Annotated in this window: 21 protein-coding genes; 8 read left to right on the top strand and 13 right to left on the bottom strand. The window is 56.6% G+C overall.

The annotated features are described in order from the left end of the window. The first annotated feature begins 229 nt into the window (after positions 1-229). The gene (locus tag O1723_RS07295) at positions 230-562 is read left to right on the top strand and encodes an RcnB family protein (RefSeq protein WP_008500887.1); all 333 of its coding nucleotides are present in this window, start codon (positions 230-232) and stop codon (positions 560-562) included. Beyond that, positions 537-992 (top strand): GNAT family N-acetyltransferase, encoded by a 456-nt coding sequence (locus O1723_RS07290; protein WP_014884539.1) that lies wholly within the window; start codon positions 537-539, stop codon positions 990-992. The genes O1723_RS07295 and O1723_RS07290 overlap by 26 nt, the downstream gene beginning before the upstream one ends. Positions 993-1,087: 95 nt before the next feature. Here the strand turns inward: O1723_RS07290 and apbC are convergent, their stop codons facing one another. Continuing rightward, positions 1,088-2,197, bottom strand: coding sequence for an iron-sulfur cluster carrier protein ApbC (gene apbC / locus O1723_RS07285; protein WP_014884540.1), 1,110 nt, complete (start codon positions 2,195-2,197; stop codon positions 1,088-1,090). Positions 2,198-2,333: 136 nt separating this feature from the next. Between apbC and metG the strand changes: the two genes are divergently transcribed. Next, complete coding sequence (metG, locus tag O1723_RS07280) at positions 2,334-4,367, top strand: methionine--tRNA ligase (RefSeq protein ID WP_023337540.1); 2,034 nt, start codon at positions 2,334-2,336, stop codon at positions 4,365-4,367. Positions 4,368-4,461: 94 nt separating this feature from the next. On the opposite strand, the gene O1723_RS07275 is transcribed toward metG, so the two are convergent. Genes O1723_RS07275 through O1723_RS07265 form a run of 3 tightly spaced genes read right to left on the bottom strand, consistent with a single transcriptional unit; the run spans position 4,462 to position 7,377 of the window. Further along, positions 4,462-4,932 carry a YehS family protein gene (locus tag O1723_RS07275; RefSeq protein WP_014884542.1) on the bottom strand — a complete coding sequence of 157 codons (471 nt, stop codon included), beginning with the start codon at positions 4,930-4,932 and terminating at the stop codon, positions 4,462-4,464. Between the two features lie 46 nt (positions 4,933-4,978). Further along, entirely contained in the window at positions 4,979-5,698 is a 720-nt protein-coding gene (gene btsR, locus O1723_RS07270) for a two-component system response regulator BtsR (RefSeq protein ID WP_014884543.1), read from the bottom strand. Beyond that, positions 5,692-7,377, bottom strand: a complete 1,686-nt coding sequence (locus tag O1723_RS07265; protein WP_479983868.1) for a LytS/YhcK type 5TM receptor domain-containing protein — start codon at positions 7,375-7,377, stop codon at positions 5,692-5,694. Before O1723_RS07265 ends, btsR begins: the two co-directional genes overlap by 7 nt. Positions 7,378-7,594: 217 nt before the next feature. Here O1723_RS07265 and mlrA point away from each other — a divergent pair, with 217 nt between their 5' ends. Both mlrA and O1723_RS07255 read left to right on the top strand, forming a co-directional pair. Next, the gene (mlrA, locus tag O1723_RS07260) at positions 7,595-8,335 is read left to right on the top strand and encodes an HTH-type transcriptional regulator MlrA (RefSeq protein ID WP_014884545.1); all 741 of its coding nucleotides are present in this window, start codon (positions 7,595-7,597) and stop codon (positions 8,333-8,335) included. Positions 8,336-8,403: 68 nt separating this feature from the next. Continuing rightward, positions 8,404-8,517: a protein YohO gene (locus O1723_RS07255; RefSeq protein ID WP_010433613.1), complete on the top strand. Its 114-nt coding sequence runs from the start codon at positions 8,404-8,406 to the stop codon at positions 8,515-8,517. On the opposite strand, the gene O1723_RS07250 is transcribed toward O1723_RS07255, so the two are convergent. From O1723_RS07250 to bglX, 5 genes are all read right to left on the bottom strand, one after another. Beyond that, complete coding sequence (locus tag O1723_RS07250; RefSeq protein WP_014884546.1) at positions 8,492-9,229, bottom strand: ABC transporter permease; 738 nt, start codon at positions 9,227-9,229, stop codon at positions 8,492-8,494. The two genes, O1723_RS07255 and O1723_RS07250, sit on opposite strands and share 26 nt — an antisense overlap. Next, on the bottom strand, positions 9,213-10,163 hold the full coding sequence (locus O1723_RS07245; protein WP_014884547.1) for an ABC transporter ATP-binding protein: 951 nt from the start codon (positions 10,161-10,163) through the stop codon (positions 9,213-9,215). The genes O1723_RS07250 and O1723_RS07245 overlap by 17 nt, the downstream gene beginning before the upstream one ends. Beyond that, a complete protein-coding gene (locus tag O1723_RS07240) occupies positions 10,156-11,313 on the bottom strand; it encodes an ABC transporter permease (RefSeq protein WP_014884548.1) in 1,158 nt (385 codons plus the stop codon). The genes O1723_RS07245 and O1723_RS07240 overlap by 8 nt, the downstream gene beginning before the upstream one ends. 12 nt (positions 11,314-11,325) lie before the next feature. Then, on the bottom strand, positions 11,326-12,243 hold the full coding sequence (gene osmF / locus O1723_RS07235; RefSeq protein ID WP_014884549.1) for a glycine betaine ABC transporter substrate-binding protein OsmF: 918 nt from the start codon (positions 12,241-12,243) through the stop codon (positions 11,326-11,328). 147 nt (positions 12,244-12,390) lie between these two features. Then, positions 12,391-14,688, bottom strand: coding sequence for a beta-glucosidase BglX (gene bglX / locus O1723_RS07230; protein WP_248190838.1), 2,298 nt, complete (start codon positions 14,686-14,688; stop codon positions 12,391-12,393). 187 nt (positions 14,689-14,875) lie between these two features. On the opposite strand from bglX, the gene dld reads away from it, so the two are divergent. Both dld and O1723_RS07220 read left to right on the top strand, forming a co-directional pair. Further along, the gene (dld, locus tag O1723_RS07225; protein ID WP_014884550.1) at positions 14,876-16,624 is read left to right on the top strand and encodes a D-lactate dehydrogenase; all 1,749 of its coding nucleotides are present in this window, start codon (positions 14,876-14,878) and stop codon (positions 16,622-16,624) included. Positions 16,625-16,736: 112 nt separating this feature from the next. Continuing rightward, complete coding sequence (locus tag O1723_RS07220; protein WP_014884551.1) at positions 16,737-17,291, top strand: GNAT family N-acetyltransferase; 555 nt, start codon at positions 16,737-16,739, stop codon at positions 17,289-17,291. A gap of 93 nt (positions 17,292-17,384) precedes the next feature. Here the strand turns inward: O1723_RS07220 and pbpG are convergent, their stop codons facing one another. Both pbpG and O1723_RS07210 read right to left on the bottom strand, forming a co-directional pair. Beyond that, a complete protein-coding gene (gene pbpG / locus O1723_RS07215) occupies positions 17,385-18,308 on the bottom strand; it encodes a D-alanyl-D-alanine endopeptidase (protein ID WP_014884552.1) in 924 nt (307 codons plus the stop codon). Between the two features lie 167 nt (positions 18,309-18,475). Next, positions 18,476-19,063 carry a Yip1 family protein gene (locus O1723_RS07210; protein ID WP_023337542.1) on the bottom strand — a complete coding sequence of 196 codons (588 nt, stop codon included), beginning with the start codon at positions 19,061-19,063 and terminating at the stop codon, positions 18,476-18,478. A gap of 157 nt (positions 19,064-19,220) precedes the next feature. On the opposite strand from O1723_RS07210, the gene O1723_RS07205 reads away from it, so the two are divergent. Next, positions 19,221-19,793, top strand: a complete 573-nt coding sequence (locus O1723_RS07205) for a DedA family protein (protein WP_014884554.1) — start codon at positions 19,221-19,223, stop codon at positions 19,791-19,793. 60 nt (positions 19,794-19,853) lie between these two features. Here O1723_RS07205 and O1723_RS07200 read toward each other — a convergent pair whose 3' ends face one another. Together O1723_RS07200 and mdtQ are read right to left on the bottom strand one after the other, a co-directional pair. After that, on the bottom strand, positions 19,854-20,618 hold the full coding sequence (locus O1723_RS07200; protein WP_023337543.1) for an SDR family oxidoreductase: 765 nt from the start codon (positions 20,616-20,618) through the stop codon (positions 19,854-19,856). 50 nt (positions 20,619-20,668) lie between these two features. After that, positions 20,669-22,087 (bottom strand): multidrug resistance outer membrane protein MdtQ, encoded by a 1,419-nt coding sequence (mdtQ, locus tag O1723_RS07195; RefSeq protein ID WP_248190840.1) that lies wholly within the window; start codon positions 22,085-22,087, stop codon positions 20,669-20,671. Between the last annotated feature and the right edge of the window lie 144 nt (positions 22,088-22,231).

The following is a 22,231-nucleotide window of genomic DNA, read 5'->3' as shown; positions in this document are numbered from 1 at the left end:
TTGATGCTAAAAGTTATTTTCAGAATAGATTAATAAAAATAACAAATACTAGTAATGGTAAATATCGACCACGCAAATAAGACCCACACGGTTCGACTACACAAAACTGTCCATTTTTGTTACATTTTTTTCATACACGGCTTGCGTTGATCCTTAAAATGGACTGTCTGCCTTGCTTCATACGCGCGCCCGCAGACAAAACATCTGTAACGATATCACTGGAGAAAAAATGGCTAAGCGTAAATTGCTGCTTCTGGGTGTATTACTGTCTCTGGCGGGATCCGCATTTTCTGCCCCGCAAACCGCCGCTGCGCCATCAGGCATCAAAGCCTATGAGGAACAAGAGTTCATCGCTGATTTCACTAAGTTCAAAATCGGCGATACCGCACCGGCGCAGTATCAAACGCCCGAATACACCATCAAACAGTATCAGTTGCGTAACCTGCCGGCACCGGATGCAGGGACCCACTGGACCTACATGGGCGAAAACTACGTCCTGATTGGCGATGCAGATGGCAAAATCTACAAAGCCTATAATGGGGATATCTTCTATCATCGCTGATACGATCGTCATCCGTCCGTGGCAGGAGAGCGATCGGCCTTTCCTGCGCACGCTCTATCTCCACGCCCGACGCGATGCCTGGCCCTGGCTTGATGACTCTGGCTGGCATCTTGAAGATTTCGACGCCGCTACCCGGGACGAAGCCATCTGGGTTGCGGAGCAGGACGGCCATCGCCTGGGGTTTGCTTCCGTCTGGACCAACGATAATTTTCTGCACAACCTGTTTGTTGATCCGCAGTATCAGAGCCTGGGTGTCGGACATCTGTTACTTGAGCACGTACAGAAAACGTTTACCAGCACGGGTGCACTGAAGTGTCTGGTGAAGAACAGGCGGGCTATTGCGTTTTACCAGCGACATGGCTGGCACATTGAGGCAACGGGTGATTCTCCGGACGGAGAGTACTATCTGATGCATTATCGGCTGAGTTAACGTCGGGTGGCTGCTTCGCCTTACCCGACCTACGTGATGGTGCCATTTGTAGGCCGGGTAAGCGAAGCGCCACCCGGCATTAAAGTGCAGAGGAGTTACACCGCGCGGAAGGCGATTTCACCCGGGATCACTTCGCCCTGCCAGTAAAGCTGCGCCGCAACGCGCCCCGCCAGCTGACGATACATATCCGCAAATTCGCTGTCCGGACGGCTAACAACCGTCGGTTTTCCGCTGTCCAGATCTTCGCGCAGGGTGATATGCAGCGGCATCTGACCCAGCAGTTGGGTATGATACTGTTCGGCCAGCTTTTCTGCGCCACCGGTACCAAAGATTGGCTCGTGGTGCCCACAGTTGCTGCAGATGTGCATGCTCATGTTCTCAACGATACCGAGTACCGGCACCTCCACTTTTTCGAACATGACGATGCCTTTTTTGGCGTCGATCAGCGCGATGTCCTGCGGTGTGGTCACCACCACAGCGCCCGTTACCGGAATGTTCTGCGCCAGCGTCAGCTGGATATCACCGGTACCCGGCGGCATATCCAGCACCAGATAATCGAGATCCGGCCACATGGTTTCCTGCAGCATCTGCATCAGCGCTTTGCTGGCCATCGGGCCGCGCCAGACCATGGCGTTATCGTCAGTCACCAGGTAACCGATTGAGTTGGTCGCCAGCCCATGCGCCACGATCGGCGCCATATGCGTACCGTCCGGCGAGGTTGGACGCTGGTTTTCCGCACCCAGCATGTTTGGAATGGACGGACCATAGATATCGGCATCGAGAATACCCACCTTCGCCCCTTCCGCCGCCAGCGCAAGCGCCAGGTTTACTGCGGTAGACGATTTGCCCACCCCGCCTTTACCTGAGCTCACGGCGATGATGTTTTTCACACCGTTCACGCCAGGCTGATTCTTCACACGCTTCAGCGTGGCGATGCTGTGGCTCAGCTTCCAGTCGATCGCTTTCGCTCCGGTAATGCGCAGCAGCTCAGAGCTGGTCTGCTCTTTCAGCGCATCAAAGGCGGTGCTCCAGACGAAGGGCATCTGCAGCTCAATGTGCAGCGTATCGTCCAGCCACGCAACGTGGTGTAACGCTTTCAGCGTCGTGAGATTATGTTTCAGGGTTGGATGCTGAAAGTTAGCCAGCGTCCCGGCGACCATTGCTCGTAAGGCTACCGGTGATTTGGCCTGGGATTGAGAACTCATCCCGACTCCTTTGTTCTTGTGAATAAGACCTTAGACAACAAGTTTACCTGAAAGGCCGCGGTTTGTGCTTACTTAATAATGCCCCTTTTGGTAATATCGAAAACCCTTTTCACAGTTAAAAGAAGTAATGCCTACTATGACTCAAGTCGCGAAAAAAATTCTGGTAACGTGCGCCCTGCCGTACGCCAACGGCTCAATCCACCTCGGCCACATGCTGGAGCATATCCAGGCTGATGTCTGGGTCCGTTACCAGCGAATGCGCGGCCACGAGGTAAACTTCATCTGTGCAGACGATGCTCACGGCACGCCGATCATGCTGAAAGCGCAGCAGCTGGGTATCTCCCCGGAGCAGATGATTGCCGAAATGAGTCAGGAGCATCAGACCGATTTTGCTGGCTTTGACATCAGCTATGACAACTATCACTCCACCCACAGCGACGAGAACCGTGAGCTGTCGGAGCTAATCTACACGCGTCTGAAAGAGAACGGTTTTATCAAAAACCGCACCATCTCTCAGCTGTACGATCCGGAAAAAGGCATGTTCCTGCCGGACCGTTTCGTCAAAGGCACCTGCCCGAAATGCAAATCACCGGATCAGTACGGCGATAACTGCGAAGTGTGTGGCGCAACTTACAGCCCGACTGAGCTTATCGAGCCGAAATCCGTGGTGTCAGGCGCTACGCCTGTGATGCGTGATTCCGAGCACTTCTTCTTTGACCTGCCATCCTTCAGCGAAATGCTGCAGGCGTGGACCCGCAGCGGCGCGCTGCAGGAGCAGGTGGCGAACAAGATGCAGGAGTGGTTCGAATCCGGTCTGCAACAGTGGGATATCTCCCGCGATGCGCCGTACTTCGGCTTCGAAATCCCGAACGCACCGGGCAAATACTTCTACGTCTGGCTGGACGCACCCATCGGCTACATGGGCTCCTTCAAGAACCTGTGCGACAAGCGTGGCGACACCGTCAGCTTCGACGAATACTGGAAGAAAGATTCCACTGCCGAGCTGTATCACTTCATCGGTAAAGACATCGTTTACTTCCACAGTCTGTTCTGGCCGGCAATGCTGGAAGGCAGCAACTTCCGCAAGCCGACCAACCTGTTCGTGCACGGCTACGTGACGGTTAACGGCGCGAAGATGTCTAAATCTCGCGGGACGTTCATTAAAGCCAGCACCTGGCTGAACCACTTCGACGCGGATAGCCTGCGCTACTACTACACGGCGAAGCTCTCCTCTCGCATCGACGACATTGACCTGAACCTGGAAGATTTCGTCCAGCGCGTGAACGCGGACATCGTCAACAAGGTGGTGAACCTGGCGTCCCGTAACGCAGGCTTTATCGCCAAACGCTTTGACGGCGTGCTCTCCGCAGAGCTGGCCGATCCTGAGCTGTATAAAACCTTCACTGACGCCGCCGCTGCGGTTGGCGAAGCGTGGGAAAGCCGTGAATTCGGTAAAGCCATTCGTGAAATCATGGCGCTGGCAGATGTTGCCAACCGCTATGTAGACGAGCAGGCGCCATGGGTGGTTGCCAAACAGGAAGGCCGCGACGCCGATCTGCAGGCGATCTGCACCATGGGTCTGAACATGTTCCGCGTGCTGATGACCTGGCTGAAACCGGTTCTGCCGCAGCTGGCCGCGCGTGCTGAAGCCTTCCTGAACACCGAACTGACCTGGGATGCTATCCAGCAGCCGCTGCTCAGCCACAAGGTGAACACCTTCAAAGCGCTGTATAACCGCATTGAGATGAAGCAGGTTGAAGCCCTGGTCGAAGCCTCTAAAGAAGAGGTGAAGGCCGCTACAGCACCGGTGACCGGCCCGCTGGCGGACGATCCGATTCAGGAAACCATCACCTTTGACGATTTCGCCAAAGTTGACCTGCGCGTAGCGCTGATTGAAAACGCGGAATTCGTGGAAGGCTCTGACAAGCTGCTGCGCCTGACGCTGGATCTGGGCGGCGAGAAGCGCAACGTCTTCTCCGGCATCCGTTCAGCCTACCCGGATCCACAGGTGCTGATTGGCCGTCAGACCGTGATGGTGGCGAACCTGGCACCGCGTAAAATGCGCTTCGGCATCTCTGAGGGGATGGTGATGGCCGCAGGCCCCGGAGGGAAAGACATTTTCCTGTTAAGCCCTGACGAAGGCGCGAAGCCGGGTCAACAGGTGAAATAACAAAAAAGCCGGAGATTATCTCCGGCTTTTTTGTTCTCCCTCTCCCTGTGGGAGAGGGTCGGGGTGAGGGCATCAGGCCGCACCCATGCCGTCTTTACGCTTTAGGGTGATGCACCCGGTGGGTCAGCCCGCGCAGAAAATTACGCAGAAACTGATCGCCGCACTCGCGGTAGTTTTTGTGGTCCGGCGCGCGCATCATGGCAGTCACTTCCGGCACGGATACGCGGTATTTTTGCTCCGTCATGATCGCCACAATATCGTCCGTTTTCAGCGAGAACGCGATGCGCAGCTTTTTCAGTACCGTGTTGTTGTTCACGCGACGCTCCAGCGCCAGCTCCGGGGCGGACTCATCTTTGCCACGCTTGTCATAAATCAGACCGTTCAGGAAACCCGACAAAATGATGTCGGGGCAGCGCACGAAGCCCTCTTCATCCTCTTTGGTCATCCAGGTGTCAAAGCCTGCAGACGTGGATTCCATGTCGGACAGTGCAAGAATGCGCACCATGTCGTTGTTGTTTGCTTTCAGGGTGTAGCGCAGGCTACGGAGAATATCGTTACTGAGCATAGAGCCTTCGAATGTCGATGATGCAATGGCGCGCAGTGTACCAGCTTTACAGGCCAATCGCCTCTTTCAAACTTTTCAGATAGCGGCGGCTGACGGGAACAGTCTGCCCGGCGCGCAGGACCAGCTCGGCCTGGCCGTTGTCTTCCAGGCGGATCTCTTTCAGATGCGCCATGTTCACCAGATACTGGCGATGACAGCGGATCAGCGGCGTGCGGCTCTCCAGCGTGCGCAGAGTCAGTTCGGTAAATCCTTCGTTTCCCTCTGCACTGGTGACAAACACGCCGCTCAGTCGGCTACTCACGAAGGCCACATCATCCATCTGCAAAAGATAGATTCTGCTATGCCCGGTGCACGGGATAAATTTCAGCGGCTGCTGGTTCTCTGGCAGCAGCGTGACATCCTGGACGGTTCGCTCCTGGCGTAACCGGTTCAGGGTCTTTTCCAGTCGCTTCTCTTCAATCGGCTTGAGTAAATAATCAAACGCGTGCTCCTCAAAAGCCTTAACGGCATACTCGTCGAAGGCCGTCAGAAACACGATGTAGGGACGATGCGCCGGGTCGAGCATACCAACCATCTCCAGCCCGCTGATACGCGGCATTTGAATGTCGAGGAACAGCACGTCAGGGCGCAACTTATGCACGGCACCAATGGCCTCAATGGCGTTCGCACACTCTCCCACAACCTCAATATCTGGCTGCTCCTGCAGCAGAACGCGCAGGTTTTCCCGTGCCAGCGGCTCATCATCCACAATCAGCACTCTTAACATGCGTTTTCCTCCAACGGCAGTCGAACGGTAATACGGGTAAATCGGTCCGGCTCACAGGCCACGGTAATACCGCAGTCGTCGCCAAAGTGGGCACGCAGACGTTTATCCACCAGGCTCATCCCTAGCCCGCCCGACGTGGAAGGCTGATAAAGCCCGGCATTATCTTCAATATCCAGCACCAGATGATGGTTAAAACGGCTGGCAGCAATCGTGATCTCTCCGATCCCGAGCAGCTGCGAAGTTCCATGTTTGATGGCATTTTCCACGATAGGCTGCAGGGTAAAGGCCGGAAGATGCTGATACGCCAGGTCATCCGGGACGGAAAGCGACACCTGCAGGCGAGACTGGAAACGCGCCTGCTCAATCTGCAGATAGGCGTTCACGTGCTCAATCTCATCGGACAGGGTCACTATCTCTGACGGACGTTTCAGGTTCTTGCGGAAAAAGGTCGACAGAAACTGCACCAGCTGCGCGGCCTGATCGCTGTCGCGGCGGATCACCGCTTTAAGCGTGTTCAGGGCATTAAACAGGAAATGCGGATTAACCTGCGCATGCAGGAGCTTAATCTCAGACTGCGTTAACAGGGCTTTCTGCCGTTCATACTGCTCGGCGAGGATTTGCGCTGACAGCAGCTGAGCGATCCCCTCCCCCAGCGTGCGGTTGATGGAGCTGAACAGGCGGTTTTTCGCCTCATACAGCTTGATGGTGCCCATCACCCGCTGATTTTCACCGCGCAGCGGAATGACGAGCGTGGAGCCCAGCTTACACTGCGGATGCAGCGAGCAGCGATAAGGCACTTCGTTACCATCGGCATACACTACTTCGCCGGTTTCAATGGCCCGCAGCGTATAGGTTGAGGAGATAGGTTTGCCCGGCAGATGGTGATCGTCTCCGGTGCCGGTAAACGCCAGCAGCTTTTCGCGATCGGTGATGGCGACCGCGCCGATATCGAGCTCTTTGTAGAGCACCTGCGCCACCTTCATGCTGTTCTCCTCGTTGAACCCCTGGCGCAGGATCCCTTCGGTCGAGGCGGCAACCTTCAACGCCGTGGCAGAAAAGGCCGAGGTGTACTTCTCAAACATGGCGCGTTTATCAAGCAGAATGCGCATAAACAGCGCCGCGCCGACAGTGTTAGTCACCATCATCGGGGCCGCAATACTGCTGACCAGGTGCAGCGCATCGTCAAAGGGACGGGCAATCAGCAGGATGATCGCCATCTGCGCCATTTCGGCCACAAAGGTGATCGCCCCGGCAGTGAGCGGGCTAAAAACTTTATCCGGGCGACCACGCTTGATCATGTAGCTGTGTACCAGGCCGCCAAGCAGCCCTTCCACGATCGTAGAGATCATACAGCTGAGCGCCGTCATCCCGCCCATGGAATAACGATGCAGCCCGCCGGTTAACCCCACAAGGCCACCGACGACGGGGCCGCCAAGCAGCCCGCCCATCACCGCGCCGATCGCGCGCGTATTGGCGATAGAATCTTCGATATGAAGACCAAAATAAGTCCCCATTATGCAAAAAATAGAGAAGGTGACGTAGCAGAGCAGCTTATGCGGCAGACGTACGGTGACCTGCATCAGCGGGATAAAAAGACGCGTTTTGCTCATCAGCCAGGCGATGACCAGAAACACGCACATCTGCTGAAGCAACAGCAGCACCAGATTAAACTCGTACATACTCAAAACCGCACACGCTAAAAACGCGTAACATACACTGTTGCAGGTTTGCTTTCTTTGAAGCATCCCAAAAAAGCGCAAAATCGTGTCCGTTATCACACCTTTTTCCGATCATCGCGCATCCTTCGCATTATTTGTTCAAAAATCAACCAATCCTTCCTGGTTCGGCAAAGTGGGTCTACAGTTAAGCTGGGAACGCGTAAGCCAGGGGGCAAATATGGCGCTTTACACGATAGGTGAAGTGGCACTCCTTTGTGATATCAATCCCGTTACCCTACGGGCGTGGCAGCGACGGTATGGATTGCTTAAACCGCAGAGAACGGACGGCGGACATCGCCTGTTCAACGATGCCGATATCGACCGGATCCGCGAAATTAAAAGCTGGATAGACAACGGCGTGCAGGTCGGTAAAGTGAAGTCCTTGCTGAGCCACGACGACCCGGACACGCAGCACCTCTGGCGCGAACAGCAGGAAACCCTGCTGCGGCTCCTGCAGGCGGGTAATGTGCAGCGCCTGCGCGCATGGATCAAAGAGCAGGGCCGCGATTATCCGGCACAGACGCTCATCGCCCATCTTTTCATTCCACTCCGTCGACGCCTGCAATGCCAGCAGTCCACCCTGCAGGCGCTGCTCAGCATGCTCGACGGTGTGCTGATTAACTACATTGCCGTCTGCCTCGCCTCGGCGAAGAACAAGGCCGGAAAAGATGCGCTGGTGGTCGGCTGGAACGTGCACGACACCACCCGCCTGTGGCTGGAAGCGTGGATTGCCACCCAACAGGGCTGGCGCGTGGATGTCCTTGCGCACTCGCTGGCGCAGCTTAAGCCTGAGTTTTTCGACGGCCAGACTCTGCTGGTCTGGTGTGGCGAAGTGCCGTCCGCCACGCAGCAACAGCTGCTGACGGAATGGCGTGAGAATGGGTATCCGGTTTATTCCCTTGGCCCGGATGAGCCATAACGCATTTAATGGTTCATTAACAGCTGCGCTTCACCGTATAATTGTTCCGTTAACAACAGGAGCACATGATGAAGGCAACCAAACTGGCCGTGATTACCCTTTTTGTCCTGATGGCCGTAAGCGGTATCGGCGGCGTAATGCTGGCAGGGTACTCGTTTATTGTTCGTGGCGGTGTCGGCTGAGGTACATCGCCAGCCGCTCAAAAAGGCGGTCGACGACGATAGCCGCCAGCGCGACCAGCACCGCCCCCTGCACAATATAAGCCGTGTTAAACCCGCTTAAGCCGATAATGATCGGCGTTCCCAGCGTATTGGCCCCCACCGTAGACGCAATGGTCGCCGTCCCGATGTTAATAATCACCGACGTGCGGATCCCGGCAATGATAACCGGTGCTGCAAGCGGCAGTTCCACCTTGCGCAGCCGCTGCCAGCGACTCATCCCCATCCCTTCTGCCACGCTTAACACCGATGCCGGGACAGCCGCAATACCCGCCAGCGTGCCCTGCAGAATGGGCAACACCCCGTATAAAATCAGCGCGATAAGCGCAGGCTGCTGACCAAATCCCATGACCGGCACCGCAATGGCCAGCACCGCCACCGGCGGAAACGTCTGTCCAATAGCCGCGATGGTTTCCACCAGGGGACGAAACTCCCGCCCGGCAGGCCGGGTCACCGCGATACCCGCACCTGTGCCCAGCACAATCGCGACAGAACTGGAGATCGCCACCAGCCAGAGATGCGCCACGGCGAGATTAATAAAGCTCTCCTGCTGGTACACCGGGCGCGGCAGCCCAGGGAAAAGTGCGCTGAACAGTACCGCGCTGTGAGGCATCAAAAACAGTAAGGCGACAAACAGCGCTACCAGCCAGAGGAGCGGATCACGCAGAGCCTTCACGCGTCACCTCCCCGGCCAGCAGATCGCGAAAATGTAAGCTTCCGCACGGTGCCCCCCGGGCATCCGAAACGGGTAGCACTTCACACTGGCGCGCCACAAACGCGGAGAGAGCATCCCGCAGGGTCATTTGCGCCTGTAGCGGTTCACCGGCGAGCGACGTATCCTGTCGACGCATATAATCACCGACCGTGCGCAGGGAGAGCAACCTGACGCCCAGCTCGCTGCGGCCAAAAAACTCACGCACAAAGTCGTTCTTCGGGCTGGTTAGCAGCGCGAGCGGCGCGCCCTGCTGCACCACTTCGCCGTGATCCATCAGGACCAGATGGTCGGCCAGGCGCAGAGCTTCATCAATATCGTGCGTCACGAGGACAATCGTCCTTCCGAGAATGCGGTGAATACGGGTCATTTCCGTCTGCAGCGCCCCGCGCGTCACTGGATCCAGCGCACCAAAGGGTTCGTCCATCAGCAACACCTGCGGATTGGCCGCCAGCGCGCGCGCCACGCCCACGCGCTGCTGCTGCCCACCGGAAAGCTGGTGCGGATAGCGGTCGCGCAGGGCAGGCTCTAACCCCAGCAGAGACATCAGTTCCTCCACCCGGTCAGCCGTTTTAGCCCGCGACCATTTCTCCAGCTGCAGCACGGTGGCAATGTTTTGCGCCACCGTCCAGTGGGGAAACAGTCCGATGGACTGAATGGCATAGCCCATCCGACGGCGCAACTCCAGCACCGGCAGACTGCGGATCTCTTCCCCGGCAAAGCGGATCAGCCCACTGTCATGCTCGACCAGACGGTTGATCATCTTCAGCGTGGTGGATTTTCCCGACCCTGACGTACCAATCAGCACGGAAAACGCGCCTTCGGCAAAGTTCAGGTTGAGATGGCTCGCCGCCGGGCGACCCGCAAAGGTTTTACTGACATCATGAAATTCAATCATTGGCGCTTCTCCTGAGCAGCGCGAGCCATAAGGCAAACAGCGCGTCGACAACCACCGCCAGCGCAATCGTGGGCACCACGCCCAGCAACACCAAATCGAGAGCACTGCTCAGCAGTCCCTGGAACACCAGCGCACCAAAGCCACCCGCGCCAATCAGCGCGGCGATCACCGCCATGCCCACGGTCTGAACGGCGACTACCCGCAGGCTGCGCAGCAGCAGGGGTAGCGCCAGCGGGAGCTGTATCTTCCAGAAACACTGCCGCGCGCTCATCCCCATGGCATGGGCGCTTTCCAGCACATCCGGCGCGACCTGGCTTAACCCCGCGACCACGCCGCGCACCAGCGGCAACAGTGCATAGAGCACCAGCGCGATAAGCGCCGGGGTTAATCCCGTTCCGGCGATGCCTGCCGCGCCCAGCACCGGAAACGACTTCACCAGCCCGGCCAGCGGGGCAATCAGCAGGCCAAACAGCGCAACGGAAGGAATCGTCTGGATGACGTTGAGCACGGCAAAAATGCTGCCCTGGCGGGAAGGATGGCGGTAACACCACATGCCCAGTGAAATCCCGAGCAGAAGCGCCGGAAGGAGCGTGCCGAAGAGGATCGTCAGGTGTTGCGCCAGGGCATCATCAAATACCTCCTGGCGGTTGGCGTACTCTTTTAACAGCGAGAGGTTGTTCAGCTCCCCGCTGAACAGCAGGAACAAGGGTATACACCATATCTGCGCATTCAGAACCCAGCGCCAGACGGCACTCGAGATGAGTCGACGAATCGCATCGCTGCAGGCCAGCAAACAGAGCGCCAGCCACAGCCAGAGGCCGCTGCCTATAGAGGTCCTCGCCAGTGGACTTTCCGCCGACGCCATATGCGTCGCCGCCAGTCCGGCGCTCCAGAACAGGAGAATAAACAGCCCTTCGGAGAGGAGCAGCGTCAGCCACTGCGCCGGGCGTCCCTGACAGAGCGACAGGATCACCCACGCGCCCAGCGACGCCGCCAGCCACCCCGGCGTAAACGACCAGACCTGCCAGAGCGCTTTTCCCTCCCCCGACATCAGGCGGTTAGGGGCGACATTCACAAACGGTAACGCGACCGCCGCGATGGCCGTGCAGGCCAACAGCAGCAGTACGCGGTTATGACATTTTATTGGCACAGCCCTTTCCCGTTACTTCACAAGCCCTTGTTGTTTCAGGAAGTCGGCGGCCACTTTTTTGGCATCCAGTCCCTCGACGGCAATGCTGGCATTCAGCTGCTGCAGCGTTTTTTCATCCAGCTTTTCGAAGACCGGCTTGAGCCAGTCGGCAATCTCCGGATGGGCTTTCAGCACCGCCTCACGCACGACCGGGGTCGGGGCGTAAATCGGCTGAACGCCTTTAGGATCGGTCAGGGTCTGCAGGCCGAGCGCCGCCACCGGGCCATCGGTACCGTAGGCCATGGCCGCATTAACACCCGAGGTTTGCTGCGCTGCGGCTTTGATGGTCACCGCAGTATCCCCGCCCGCCAGAGAGAGCAGCTGCGCCTGGTCGAGTTTGAAACCGTAAGCTTTTTCGAACGCGGGCAGCGCGTCCGGACGCTCGATAAACTCTGCGGACGCCGCAAGCTTAAAATCACCCTTCTCTTTCAGGTAGCGGCTAAGATCCGTCAGTGAGGTCAGCTTACCTTTCTCCGCCACATCTTTGCGCACAGCGATTGTCCAGGTATTGTTGGCCGGAGCCGGGGTCAGCCAGACCAGTTTGTTCTGTTCCGCGTCGAGTTTTTTGACTTTCTCATACCCGGCTTTGGCGTTTTTCCATGCCGGATCGTTTTCATCTTTAAAGAAGAATGCCCCGTTGCCGGTGTATTCCGGGTAGATATCCAGTTCGCCGGAGGTAATCGCCCCGCGCACCACGGGCGTGGTGCCGAGCTGGACTTTATTGACGGTTTTCAGACCGTGGCTTTCCAGCACCTGCAAAATAATATTCCCGAGCAGCGCGCCTTCGGTATCGATCTTGGAACCCACTTTTACCGGCTCCGCCGCCTGTAACGGCACACTCAGCGCCGCCAGTAATGCCGCCGATCCCAACATCCCCTTAATAATCGTCATTCCGCTATCCTCATTTTTTTGCTGCCTTTTTCAGAGGCTTGAGAGAAAAGCGTAGCTTAAAACGGCAGAATTAACCGTCAAAATGCCTTTTTAGCATAAGGTAAGATGCATCCCCCGCAGGACGGGGGGATGCAAAGACAGGAAAGGTTACAGCAGTTCGAACTCGCCTTTATTCACGCGAGCGGAGTCCACCCCGATAAACACGTTAAATTTGCCGGGTTCCGCATCGTATTTCATCTGCTGGTTCCAGAACTTCAGCGCATCCACGTCAATCGGGAAGCTGATGGTTTTGGTTTCACCCGGCTTAAGGTCAACCTTTTCGAAACCACGCAGCTGCTTCACGGGACGACTCATCGACGCAGTGACATCCTGCACGTACATCTGAATCACCGTTGCCCCTTCGCGCTTGCCGGTGTTGGTCACCTCGACGCTGGCGGTCACTTTGCCATCACGCTTCAGGGTCGGGGCCGACATTTTCACCTCGGAGACCTTGAAGGTGGTGTAGCTCAGACCATAACCAAACGGATACAGCGGGCCGTTGGCTTCATCGAAGTAACGTGACGTGTACTTGTTCGGCTTGTCGGCGTTGTACGGGCGACCGGTGTTCTGATGGCTGTAATAAACCGGGATCTGCCCGACGGAGCGCGGGAAGGACATCGGCAGCTTGCCGGACGGGTTGTAATCGCCAAACAGCACGTCGGCGATAGCGTTACCGCCTTCGGTACCGGCGAACCAGGTTTCCAGAATGGCATCTGCCTGCTGGTCTTCTTTCACCAGCGCCAGCGGACGACCGTTCATCAGCACCAGCACCAGCGGCTTGCCGGTGGCTTTCAGGGCGGCAATCAGATCGCGCTGACTCTGCGGAATAGTGATATCGGTACGGCTGGAAGCTTCATGCGCCATCCCCTGCGCTTCGCCCACGACCGCGACAACGACGTCCGACTGCTTAGCCGCGTTTACCGCTTCGTCGATCATCTCTTTCGGCGTGCGCGGATCGACCTTCACCGCTTCCTCGTACTGGTTGAGGAAGGTGACGATGTCTTTATCATTAGTGACGTTTGCCCCTTTGGCGTACACCACTTTGGCGTTTTCACCGACGGCGCTCTTGATACCGGTCAGCACGGTCACGGACTGATCGGCGACGCCTGCCGCAGACCAGCTGCCCATCACGTCGCGTTTGCTGTCAGCCAGTGGGCCCACCACGGCAATGGTGCCGGATTTTTTCAGCGGCAGCGTGTCGAGGCGGTTCTTCAGCAGCACCAGGCTTTCGCGCGCCACATCACGCGCTTCTTTGCGGTGCAGGCGGCTTTCAGCATTGGTGTCCGCCGGGTCGGAATCTTTTGGTCCCAGGTGGCTGTAAGGATCGTTAAACAACCCCATGTCATATTTCACGTTCAGCACGTGGCGCGTGGCATCGTCCAGCTCCGCCATCGTCACCTTGCCGCTCTTCACCAGCCCCGGCAGGTATTTGCTGTAGTATTCATCGCTCATGCTCATGTTGATGCCAGACTTCAGCGCCACGCGCACGGCGTCTTCCGGGTCGGATGCAGTGCCGTGTTTGATCAGCTCTTTAATCGCGCCGTGGTCAGACACGGTGATGCCCTTAAAGCCCCACTGGTCACGCAGCACGTCTTTCAGCAGCCACGAATCGGAGGTCGCCGGCGTGCCGTTCAGCGAGTTAAGCGCCACCATCACCGCGCCGCTGCCTGCATCCAGCCCTGCCTTGTACGGCGGCATATAGTCGTTGAACAGGCGCTGCGGGCTCATGTCGACAGTGTTGTACTCTTTACCGCCCTCCACTGCGCCATAGGCCGCGAAGTGTTTGACGCTGGTCATCACCGAATAGCGGTCTGCCGGGCTTTTGCCCTGCATCGCTTCCACCATGGTTTTGCCCATCGTGGCGGTTAAATACGTATCTTCACCGAAGCCTTCCGATGCGCGGCCCCAGCGCGGATCGCGCGAGACATCGACCATCGGAGCCCAGGTCATGTTCAGGCCGTCATCCGCCGCTTCATAAGCCGACACGCGACCGACGGTTTTCACCGCATCGAGGTTAAAGGAGGAGGCCAGGCCGAGACTGATAGGGAAGACGGTGCGCTGGCCGTGTACCACGTCATAGGCGAAGAAGAGAGGGATCTTCAGGCGGCTAAGCGCCATCACCTGATCCTGCATTTTGCGGATATCCTGGCGGGTGACGGTGTTAAAGATGGCGCCCACCTGGCTTTCTTTGATCATCTCCCGGATGGCCTCTTTCGGGTTATCCGGGCCGACGCTTATCAGACGCAGCTGGCCGATCTTCTCATCAACCGTCATCTTTTTAAGCAGTTCCGTGACAAATGCGTCCCGGGCTTCAGGCGTAAGCGGGTGATTGCCAAACAATTCATCTGCCAGCGCAGGCTGCAGCGCCAGGCTGACGGCGACACCTAAAGAACATATCCATCTCATGTCGTTACTCTCTCATCATTAACCGCCGGAAGAAGGCCACCGGTCCGGGCGAAAAGCGCAGTGTGCCATAAACCCTCTTTTGCTTGCAGGGTTATTCTCTGATTTTTCTCATGAATAGTAGACCGCGAAACTGTTAATCGCGCTATGCTTTACAGCGAGAAATTTGCCCCACCACAAGGAGTGGAAGATGTCTTCTGTTCGAACTGACGATAACAAAACATTCATTAACGAACTGTCGCGCCTGGTTGGCTCCTCTCACCTGCTTACCGACCCGGCTAAAACCGCCCGCTACCGTAAGGGGTTCCGCTCCGGTCAGGGCGAGGCGCTGGCGGTGGTCTTTCCGGGCACGCTGCTGGAACTGTGGCGCGTGCTGAGCGCCTGCGTTGCCGCCGACAAGATTATATTAATGCAGGCGGCCAACACCGGCCTGACCGAAGGTTCTACGCCGAACGGCAACGATTACGATCGTGACATCGTGATTATCAGCACTCTGCGCCTCGACAAGCTGCATCTGCTGGATAAAGGCGAGCAGGTACTCGCCTTCCCAGGTACCACTCTTTACTCGCTGGAAAAAGCGCTTAAGCCGCTGGGACGCGAACCGCATTCGGTGATCGGCTCCTCCTGCATTGGCGCCTCGGTCGTCGGTGGGATCTGCAATAACTCCGGCGGCTCGCTGGTGCAGCGCGGCCCGGCTTACACCGAGATGTCGCTGTTTGCCCGTATCAATGAAGACGGCAAGCTGACGCTGGTGAACCACCTGGGTATCGACCTGGGCGTAACGCCGGAACAGATCCTCAGCAAGCTCGACGACGATCGCGTGAAGGATGAAGACGTTCAGCACGATGGCCGCCACGCGCATGACCATGACTACATTACCCGCGTGCGCGATATTGAAGCCGATACGCCGGCGCGCTATAACGCCGACCCGGACCGTCTGTTTGAGTCCTCCGGCTGTGCGGGCAAGCTTGCCGTTTTCGCGGTGCGTCTCGACACCTTCCCGGCAGAGAAAAAGCAGCAGGTGTTTTATATCGGCACCAACCAGCCTGAAGTGTTAACCGAAATCCGTCGTCATATTCTGGGCGAATTCACCCACCTGCCGGTGGCGGGCGAATATATGCATCGGGACATTTACGACATTGCCGAGCGTTACGGCAAAGATACGTTCCTGATGATCGACAAGCTCGGCACCGACAAAATGCCGTTCTTCTTCACCATGAAGGGCCGCACCGATGCGATGCTGGAGAAAGTGTCGCTGTTCAAACCTCACTTCACCGACCGCTTTATGCAGAAGCTGGGCAACGTTTTCCCGGCGCATTTGCCGGAGCGAATGAAAACCTGGCGTGATAAGTACGAACATCATCTGCTGCTGAAAATGGCCGGGGACGGTATTGCCGAAGCGCAGGCCTGGCTTACCGACTTCTTCAAAACCGCCGAAGGGGATTTCTTCGCCTGCACCCCTGAAGAGGGCAGCAAAGCCTTCCTGCACCGTTTTGCCGCGGCGGGAGCCGCTATCCGTTACCAGGCAGTACACTCCGACGAGGTGGAAGATATCCTGGCGCTGGATATTGCCCTGCGCCGTAACGACACCGAGTGGTTTGAGCATTTGCCGCCGGAAATCGACAGCAAGCTGGTGCATAAGCTCTATTACGGCCATTTTATGTGCTATGTCTTCCATCAGGATTACATTGTCAAAAAAGGGGTTGATGCCCACGAACTGAAAGAGCAGATGCTCGCCCTTCTTCACGAGCGTGGCGCACAATATCCTGCGGAACACAACGTCGGGCATCTTTATAAAGCTCCTGACGCACTTAAGCAGTTTTATCGCGAGAATGACCCTACAAACAGCATGAACCCCGGCATTGGTAAAACAACGCGGAAGAAATACTGGAAAGAGAGCCCAGACGCGGAGCAGCACTCAACGCAAGCGTCTGATTAATTACTACAGCCAAATTTGAGAGATTGTTTAGCGCTTGTTAATCGTAATAGAGTAGCGGTCTGTCGCCGGAGAAACGTTTCTCCGGCATGCGATCACGAGGAGCAGGCACATCATGTCGGCTGTTGACGTTTTATCCGAAACCGAACTGGAAGTGCGCGACGCCCTTCCCGATGATGTGCATGCCATCACCGCAATTTATGCCTGGCATGTGCTTCACGGACGCGCGTCCTTTGAAGAAGTCCCCCCGACTATCGACGAAATGCGCCAGCGTATGAAAAGCGTGGCTGAGAACGGTTTACCGTGGCTCATCGCGCTGTATCGCGGCATCGTGGTGGGTTACTGCTATGCCAGTCCTTACCGACCGCGACACGCCTACCGCTATACCCTGGAAGAGTCGATTTACGTGGACGCCAGCACCACCGGCCGCGGTTTTGGCACGGCATTAATGGATGCGCTTATCGCACGCTGCGAACAAGGCCCGTGGCGGCAGATGATTGCCGTAGTGGGAGATGGCAATAACAATGCCGGTTCGTTGCGGCTGCATAAAAAGCATGGCTTCGAGATTGTCGGTCAGCTGCGCAGCGTGGGATACAAGAAAGGCGACTGGCGGGATACGGTGATTATGCAGCGCCCCCTCAACGACGGGGACTGGACGCTGCCGGAATAAAAGCAAAACGGTAACCTGGGTTACCGTTTTTAGTGTGTTCTCCCTCTCCCTGTGGGAGAGGGTTGGGGTGAGGGCATCAGCGCGCGCAGGTACTTAATCGTTCTGCGCCGTCGCCATCTGCTCCGCTTTCTGCTTTTTATACGTCAAAGCCGCGGCCGGTACAGGCTGCACTTTCCCGGTCTCAATCCAGGTCCGCAGGCGGCTCGCATCCGCAAAGTGAGTATATTTCCCGAAGGCATCCATCACCACCAGCGCCACCGGCTTACCGTTAAACACGGTACGCATCACCAGACAGTGTCCTGCCGCGTTGGTGAATCCGGTTTTCGTTAGCTGAATGTTCCAGTTATCCCGGTAAACCAGATGGTTAGTGTTGCGGAACGGCAGCGTATAGGCCGGGTTGGCAAAGGTCGCCATCTCTTCACGGGTCGTGCTGAGCTGGCCAATCAGCGGATACTGCTTGCTGGCAATCAGCAGTTTCGTCAGATCGCGGGCCGTCGAGACGTTGTTAATCGACAGACCCGTCGGTTCAACATAGTGCGTATTGTTCATCCCCAGCGCTTTGGCTTTGGCGTTCATCGCGCGAATAAACGCGTCGTAACCGCCAGGATAGTGGTGTGCTAGGCTCGCGGCCGCACGGTTTTCGGATGACATCAGCGCCAGCAGCAGCATGTTTTTACGGCTGATTTCGCTGTTCAGGCGCACGCGAGAGTAGATCCCTTTCATCTCTGGCGTGTGGCTGATATCCACTTTCAGTTTTTCGTCCAGCGGCAGATGGGCATCAAGCACCACCATCGCGGTCATTAATTTGGTTATTGAAGCGATCGGGCGCACCAGGTCCGGATGGCTGGCGTAAATCACCTTATTGGTGTTGAGGTCGACAATCATCGCGCTGCCGGATGCAATTTGCGGCTGGGCAGCAGCAGTGGTCACCGCGGGCGTTTTAGCGACGGCTGGCACAGCAGCGGACGCCCCCAGCAACAGCGCCAGGCTAAGTAAAGAGACTCGGAATTTCAGCATGGTGAGACTTCTGATAATTATTCACGCACGTAATGACGTACACCGCCTGCGTCGACGGATAAACGCAGGCTGGCTTCGGCATCATAGCCGTCACAGTGCTTTGTCGCCAGCGGATAATCGTGAACAGATGCTGCATTGCTGGCATTTACGCCAGCAATGCAGTGAGCTTAGAAGAGACGGTATCCATAACCCCAAAGAATAACCGTCAGTGCCAGTAACGCCTCCAGCACCAGCACACCGATAGCCAGTGTGGAGCTGGAGAAGCTCAGCCCCTCTTCTTTGTTGATATTCAGGAAGGTTGGAACTCCCAGATACAGCAGATAACCTGTGTAACAGAGAGCAATCGTACCGATCAGTGCGCACAACCAGACCAGTGGATACAGTGCAACAATACCGCTTAAGAACAGCGGGGTCGCGACGTATCCAGCGAAGACCATACAGCGCGCCAGCGATGGACGTTGCGGATAGTTACGTGCCATCCAGTGAATGACACGCCCCATGACCGCCACGCCCGCCAGCATCAGGCCATAAAAGAGAATGGCAAGATAAAGCCCGGTAAACCAGGAAAGCTGAACCACGGTGCCGTCACCGAAATTCCAGCCGATTTGTGTTGTGCCAATAAACGCGCATATTACCGGCACCGCGGCCATCAGCAACACATGGTGGGAGTAATGATGCGAGACCGTTTCGTTCTCACTTTTGATGACATGCATTTCACGATCGGGATGGGAGAAAAGTCCCCAGACATGGTTCATAGCGCCCCCTTGTTGTCGGCCCGTCAGCGATACCTTAAGTATAATGCAGGCTTTAGATTATTTTATGTACAGTGGGAAATTTCCGTTGATTTCCCCGCTGTTGATTCATGGGGTATATGATTAAACGAGGTACGCTGAGGGAGATAACATTTACGTAATGGATATTAACGCACTCATTGAACAATATGGCTATGCCGCGCTGGTCATTGGTAGCGTGGCAGAAGGTGAAACCATCACGCTGTTAGGCGGCGTCGCCGCGCATCAGGGCTTACTGAAATTTCCGCTGGTCGTCGCTGCGGTCGCGCTGGGCGGCATGATTGGCGATCAGCTACTCTACTTTCTGGGTCTGCGCTTTGGTCCGACGCTTCTCAAGCGTTTCGCTAAACACAAAAAGAAAATTAACCGCGCGCAGCGCCTGATCCAGCGCCACCCTTACCTGTTCGTTATAGGCACCCGTTTTATGTACGGCTTCAGGATAATCGGGCCGATACTGATTGGCGCCAGCCGTCTGCCCCCGAAAATTTTCCTGCCGCTGAATATTCTTGGCGCCGTTGCCTGGGCGCTGATCTTTACGACGCTCGGTTACGTGGGAGGCGAGGTGATAGGTCCGTGGCTGCATAATCTCGACCAGCATCTGAAGCACTGGGCATGGTTGCTTGTCGTGGTTGTGGCGGTGATTGGCGTCAGGCTGTGGCTGAAACATCGGGAAAAGGCGCGGGATGAGGCGTAGCCGGATGCGGCCTGATGCCCTGCCCCTCACCCTCTCCCACAGGGAGAGGGCAAAAAGTAGCTATCCCTCCGGCTTAAACTGCGGATTCGCCAGCATAAAACCCCCGTCAACGATAAACGATTGCCCGGTGGTATAAATGGCGTCGCTGTCGCACAGCCACGCCACCAGGCTGGCGATTTCTCTCGTATGCCCGGGGCGCGCCAGCGGGATTTCCGGCATTGAGCCTTCTTTCACTTCGCTGTCGTTCATATCGTTCATGGGTGTGGCAATGGCACCCGGCGCAACGGCGTTCACCAGAATGTTGTGCTTAACCAGTTCTATCGCCATGGATTTGGTCAGGCCGCCGAGCGCATGTTTCGCAGCGGTGTAGGCGCTGGCCTCCGGCAGCGGCGTGTGCTCATGCACCGAGGTAATGTTGACAATTCGCCCTCCTTCCCCCTGCTTCACCATCTGCCGCGCCGCAATCTGCGAACAGAGAAACGCACCGTCCACGTCGACGGTGAAGATGTTCCGCCAGTCGTCAAACGGCATCTCCAGGAAGGGCGCTTTGGTCATCGCCCCGGCATTGTTAACCAGCACGTCCAGCCGACCGAAACGCGCAATCAGCACGTCAATGGCTTCAGCACCTTCCGGGAGCGTGCTTAAATCGAGATGGACAGCCTCTGCTCGCTGCCCCTTCGCTTCCACTTCACGGCAGGTTTCCAGCGCACCTTTTTCATCAGAATGCCAGGTAATGCCAATATCAAACCCGCGCTCTGCCAGCATCAGGGCCGTGGTTTTACCAATCCCGGAATCCGATGCGGTAACAATCGCTACTCTGGTCATACTCACCTCCTGAAAAACAGCAAAGAGATAAGTATAGATAACGCATCTTTTTAGCCGTGATGATAGCCGCCCCCCAGCGCCGACGTCAGTTGCAGCGTGGCGTCGATATACTGTCCTTTCAGCATGACCGTCTCAAGGTGTTCTTTAAGCGCCGGGATTCTGGCTTCGCTGACCCGCGACCCCGCAAGGATACCTGCCCTAAAACGAGCCTGCGCCAGCGCCACTACACGTGCCGCGTCTTTTTCGACCTGCTGCTGGTGACGGTTTTTTGCCGTCAGGGTTTCGACTTCGCTGGCCGTACGCGCCACCTGATTCACCGCCTCCACCACCGCTTTGTTGTAGTTCGCGACAGAGAGGTTATTCTGCGCCTGGGCACTATCCAGATTGGCGTTCAGCCTGCCGCTGTCGAAAATCGGCAGGGTCAAACCGGCGGTCACGCCCATCTGCTGAGCGGAGGAGCGGAACAGATCGCTGAGGTGCAGGGCATCCTGCTGTAAGAAGGCCATCAGATTCACGTCAGGATAGAACGCGGCTTTGGCGGCCTCCACCTCGCTCAGGGAGGCTTCGATATACCAGTGCGCCTCCTGAAGATCCGGACGGCGCGCCAGCAGTTCATATCCCAGCGTTGAAGGGAGCGAGGCTTCTGTCGCAGGCAACGCATGGCGCGTAAGCGCTATGGCCGATGTACCGGTCAACGCAGTCAGTCGCGCCTCAATGGCCTTCATTTTGCCCTTCACGTCCGCTAACTGTTCATCCGTTTTGCTGGCATAAATATCGGTTTCGACGCCCTCTACCGAGGAGGTAATACCGTGCTGATACAGTTCACGATCGGCATCGATAATATTTTTCTGCTCCTGCTTAATTTGGGAAAGGACATCTCCGGCAGCGGCCTGGGTCTGCCACGCCCAGTAAAGGCGCGCAACGCTGCTGGCAAGCAGCTGGCGAGTCTGCTCCAGCTCCGCTTTTTGCGCATTCACTTTACCGATACGCGCGGCAATCCGGGCGCGATTTTTCCCCCACAGATCCAGATCCCACCCCGCCGTGAGGCCAAAAGTGCCATTGGTGTACCATGGGCCGGTCGTTCCCGCCGCCGGATCGGTCAGCGCGAACGGGCCCATCAGGCCTTCTGCCGACATTTTCTGCCGTTCAACATCCGCAGAAAAATCCAGTTGTGGGCCATCGGCAGCAATAGCGGCCTTCGCCTGTGCTTCCGCGAGCGTAATACGTTGCCGGGCAATTTGCATATCCGGGGCATCCGCTATCGCTTTCGCAATAAGCGCATTCAGCTGCGGGTCGTTATACTCTTTCCACCATTCGTTTTTCGGCCAGTCCGCATGTTTAAGTCGGGTATTTACAGATGCAGCTGTCGCCTGCGTTTTTATTGGCGCTACCGTGGAATGTTCCGGTGCGCACGCAGCCAGCATAAAAACAAGGGGAGCACTCAGAGATAAAATAAGAAAACGTTTCATTACGCCATGCACTCAAAAAATAAAGGCGCAACTTACGCTTGATGACTTTCCGTTTTTTAGTAACGCGTGGCAATCCGCAAATTGTTATACATTTACATAATCAGCAAAATATTCACCCAGTGAATTATTTAAATTTAAATATTA

Source organism: Enterobacter cloacae complex sp. HYC080_NIDB, assembly GCF_056673325.1.
The sequence above is the reverse complement of the archived record's forward strand: the minus strand, read 5'-3'. Positions and strand labels throughout refer to the sequence as shown.

Excerpts from the sequence above, each read along its gene's own strand:
- apbC (WP_014884540.1), bottom strand. The coding sequence starts at position 2,197 with ATGAGTTCTCAATCCCAGGCCAAATCACCGGTAGCCTTACGAGCAATG.
- bglX (WP_248190838.1), bottom strand. The coding sequence starts at position 14,688 with ATGAGATGGATATGTTCTTTAGGTGTCGCCGTCAGCCTGGCGCTGCAG.
- pbpG (WP_014884552.1), bottom strand. The coding sequence starts at position 18,308 with ATGCTGAAATTCCGAGTCTCTTTACTTAGCCTGGCGCTGTTGCTGGGG.
- O1723_RS07290 (WP_014884539.1), top strand. The coding sequence starts at position 537 with ATGGGGATATCTTCTATCATCGCTGATACGATCGTCATCCGTCCGTGG.
- O1723_RS07220 (WP_014884551.1), top strand. The coding sequence starts at position 16,737 with ATGTCGGCTGTTGACGTTTTATCCGAAACCGAACTGGAAGTGCGCGAC.
- O1723_RS07210 (WP_023337542.1), bottom strand. The coding sequence starts at position 19,063 with ATGAACCATGTCTGGGGACTTTTCTCCCATCCCGATCGTGAAATGCAT.
- mlrA (WP_014884545.1), top strand. The coding sequence starts at position 7,595 with ATGGCGCTTTACACGATAGGTGAAGTGGCACTCCTTTGTGATATCAAT.
- O1723_RS07205 (WP_014884554.1), top strand. The coding sequence starts at position 19,221 with ATGGATATTAACGCACTCATTGAACAATATGGCTATGCCGCGCTGGTC.
- O1723_RS07295 (WP_008500887.1), top strand. The coding sequence starts at position 230 with ATGGCTAAGCGTAAATTGCTGCTTCTGGGTGTATTACTGTCTCTGGCG.
- mdtQ (WP_248190840.1), bottom strand. The coding sequence starts at position 22,087 with ATGAAACGTTTTCTTATTTTATCTCTGAGTGCTCCCCTTGTTTTTATG.
- osmF (WP_014884549.1), bottom strand. The coding sequence starts at position 12,243 with ATGACGATTATTAAGGGGATGTTGGGATCGGCGGCATTACTGGCGGCG.
- metG (WP_023337540.1), top strand. The coding sequence starts at position 2,334 with ATGACTCAAGTCGCGAAAAAAATTCTGGTAACGTGCGCCCTGCCGTAC.
- O1723_RS07200 (WP_023337543.1), bottom strand. The coding sequence starts at position 20,618 with ATGACCAGAGTAGCGATTGTTACCGCATCGGATTCCGGGATTGGTAAA.
- O1723_RS07275 (WP_014884542.1), bottom strand. The coding sequence starts at position 4,932 with ATGCTCAGTAACGATATTCTCCGTAGCCTGCGCTACACCCTGAAAGCA.
- btsR (WP_014884543.1), bottom strand. The coding sequence starts at position 5,698 with ATGTTAAGAGTGCTGATTGTGGATGATGAGCCGCTGGCACGGGAAAAC.
- O1723_RS07265 (WP_479983868.1), bottom strand. The coding sequence starts at position 7,377 with ATGTACGAGTTTAATCTGGTGCTGCTGTTGCTTCAGCAGATGTGCGTG.
- dld (WP_014884550.1), top strand. The coding sequence starts at position 14,876 with ATGTCTTCTGTTCGAACTGACGATAACAAAACATTCATTAACGAACTG.
- O1723_RS07245 (WP_014884547.1), bottom strand. The coding sequence starts at position 10,163 with ATGATTGAATTTCATGATGTCAGTAAAACCTTTGCGGGTCGCCCGGCG.
- O1723_RS07255 (WP_010433613.1), top strand. The coding sequence starts at position 8,404 with ATGAAGGCAACCAAACTGGCCGTGATTACCCTTTTTGTCCTGATGGCC.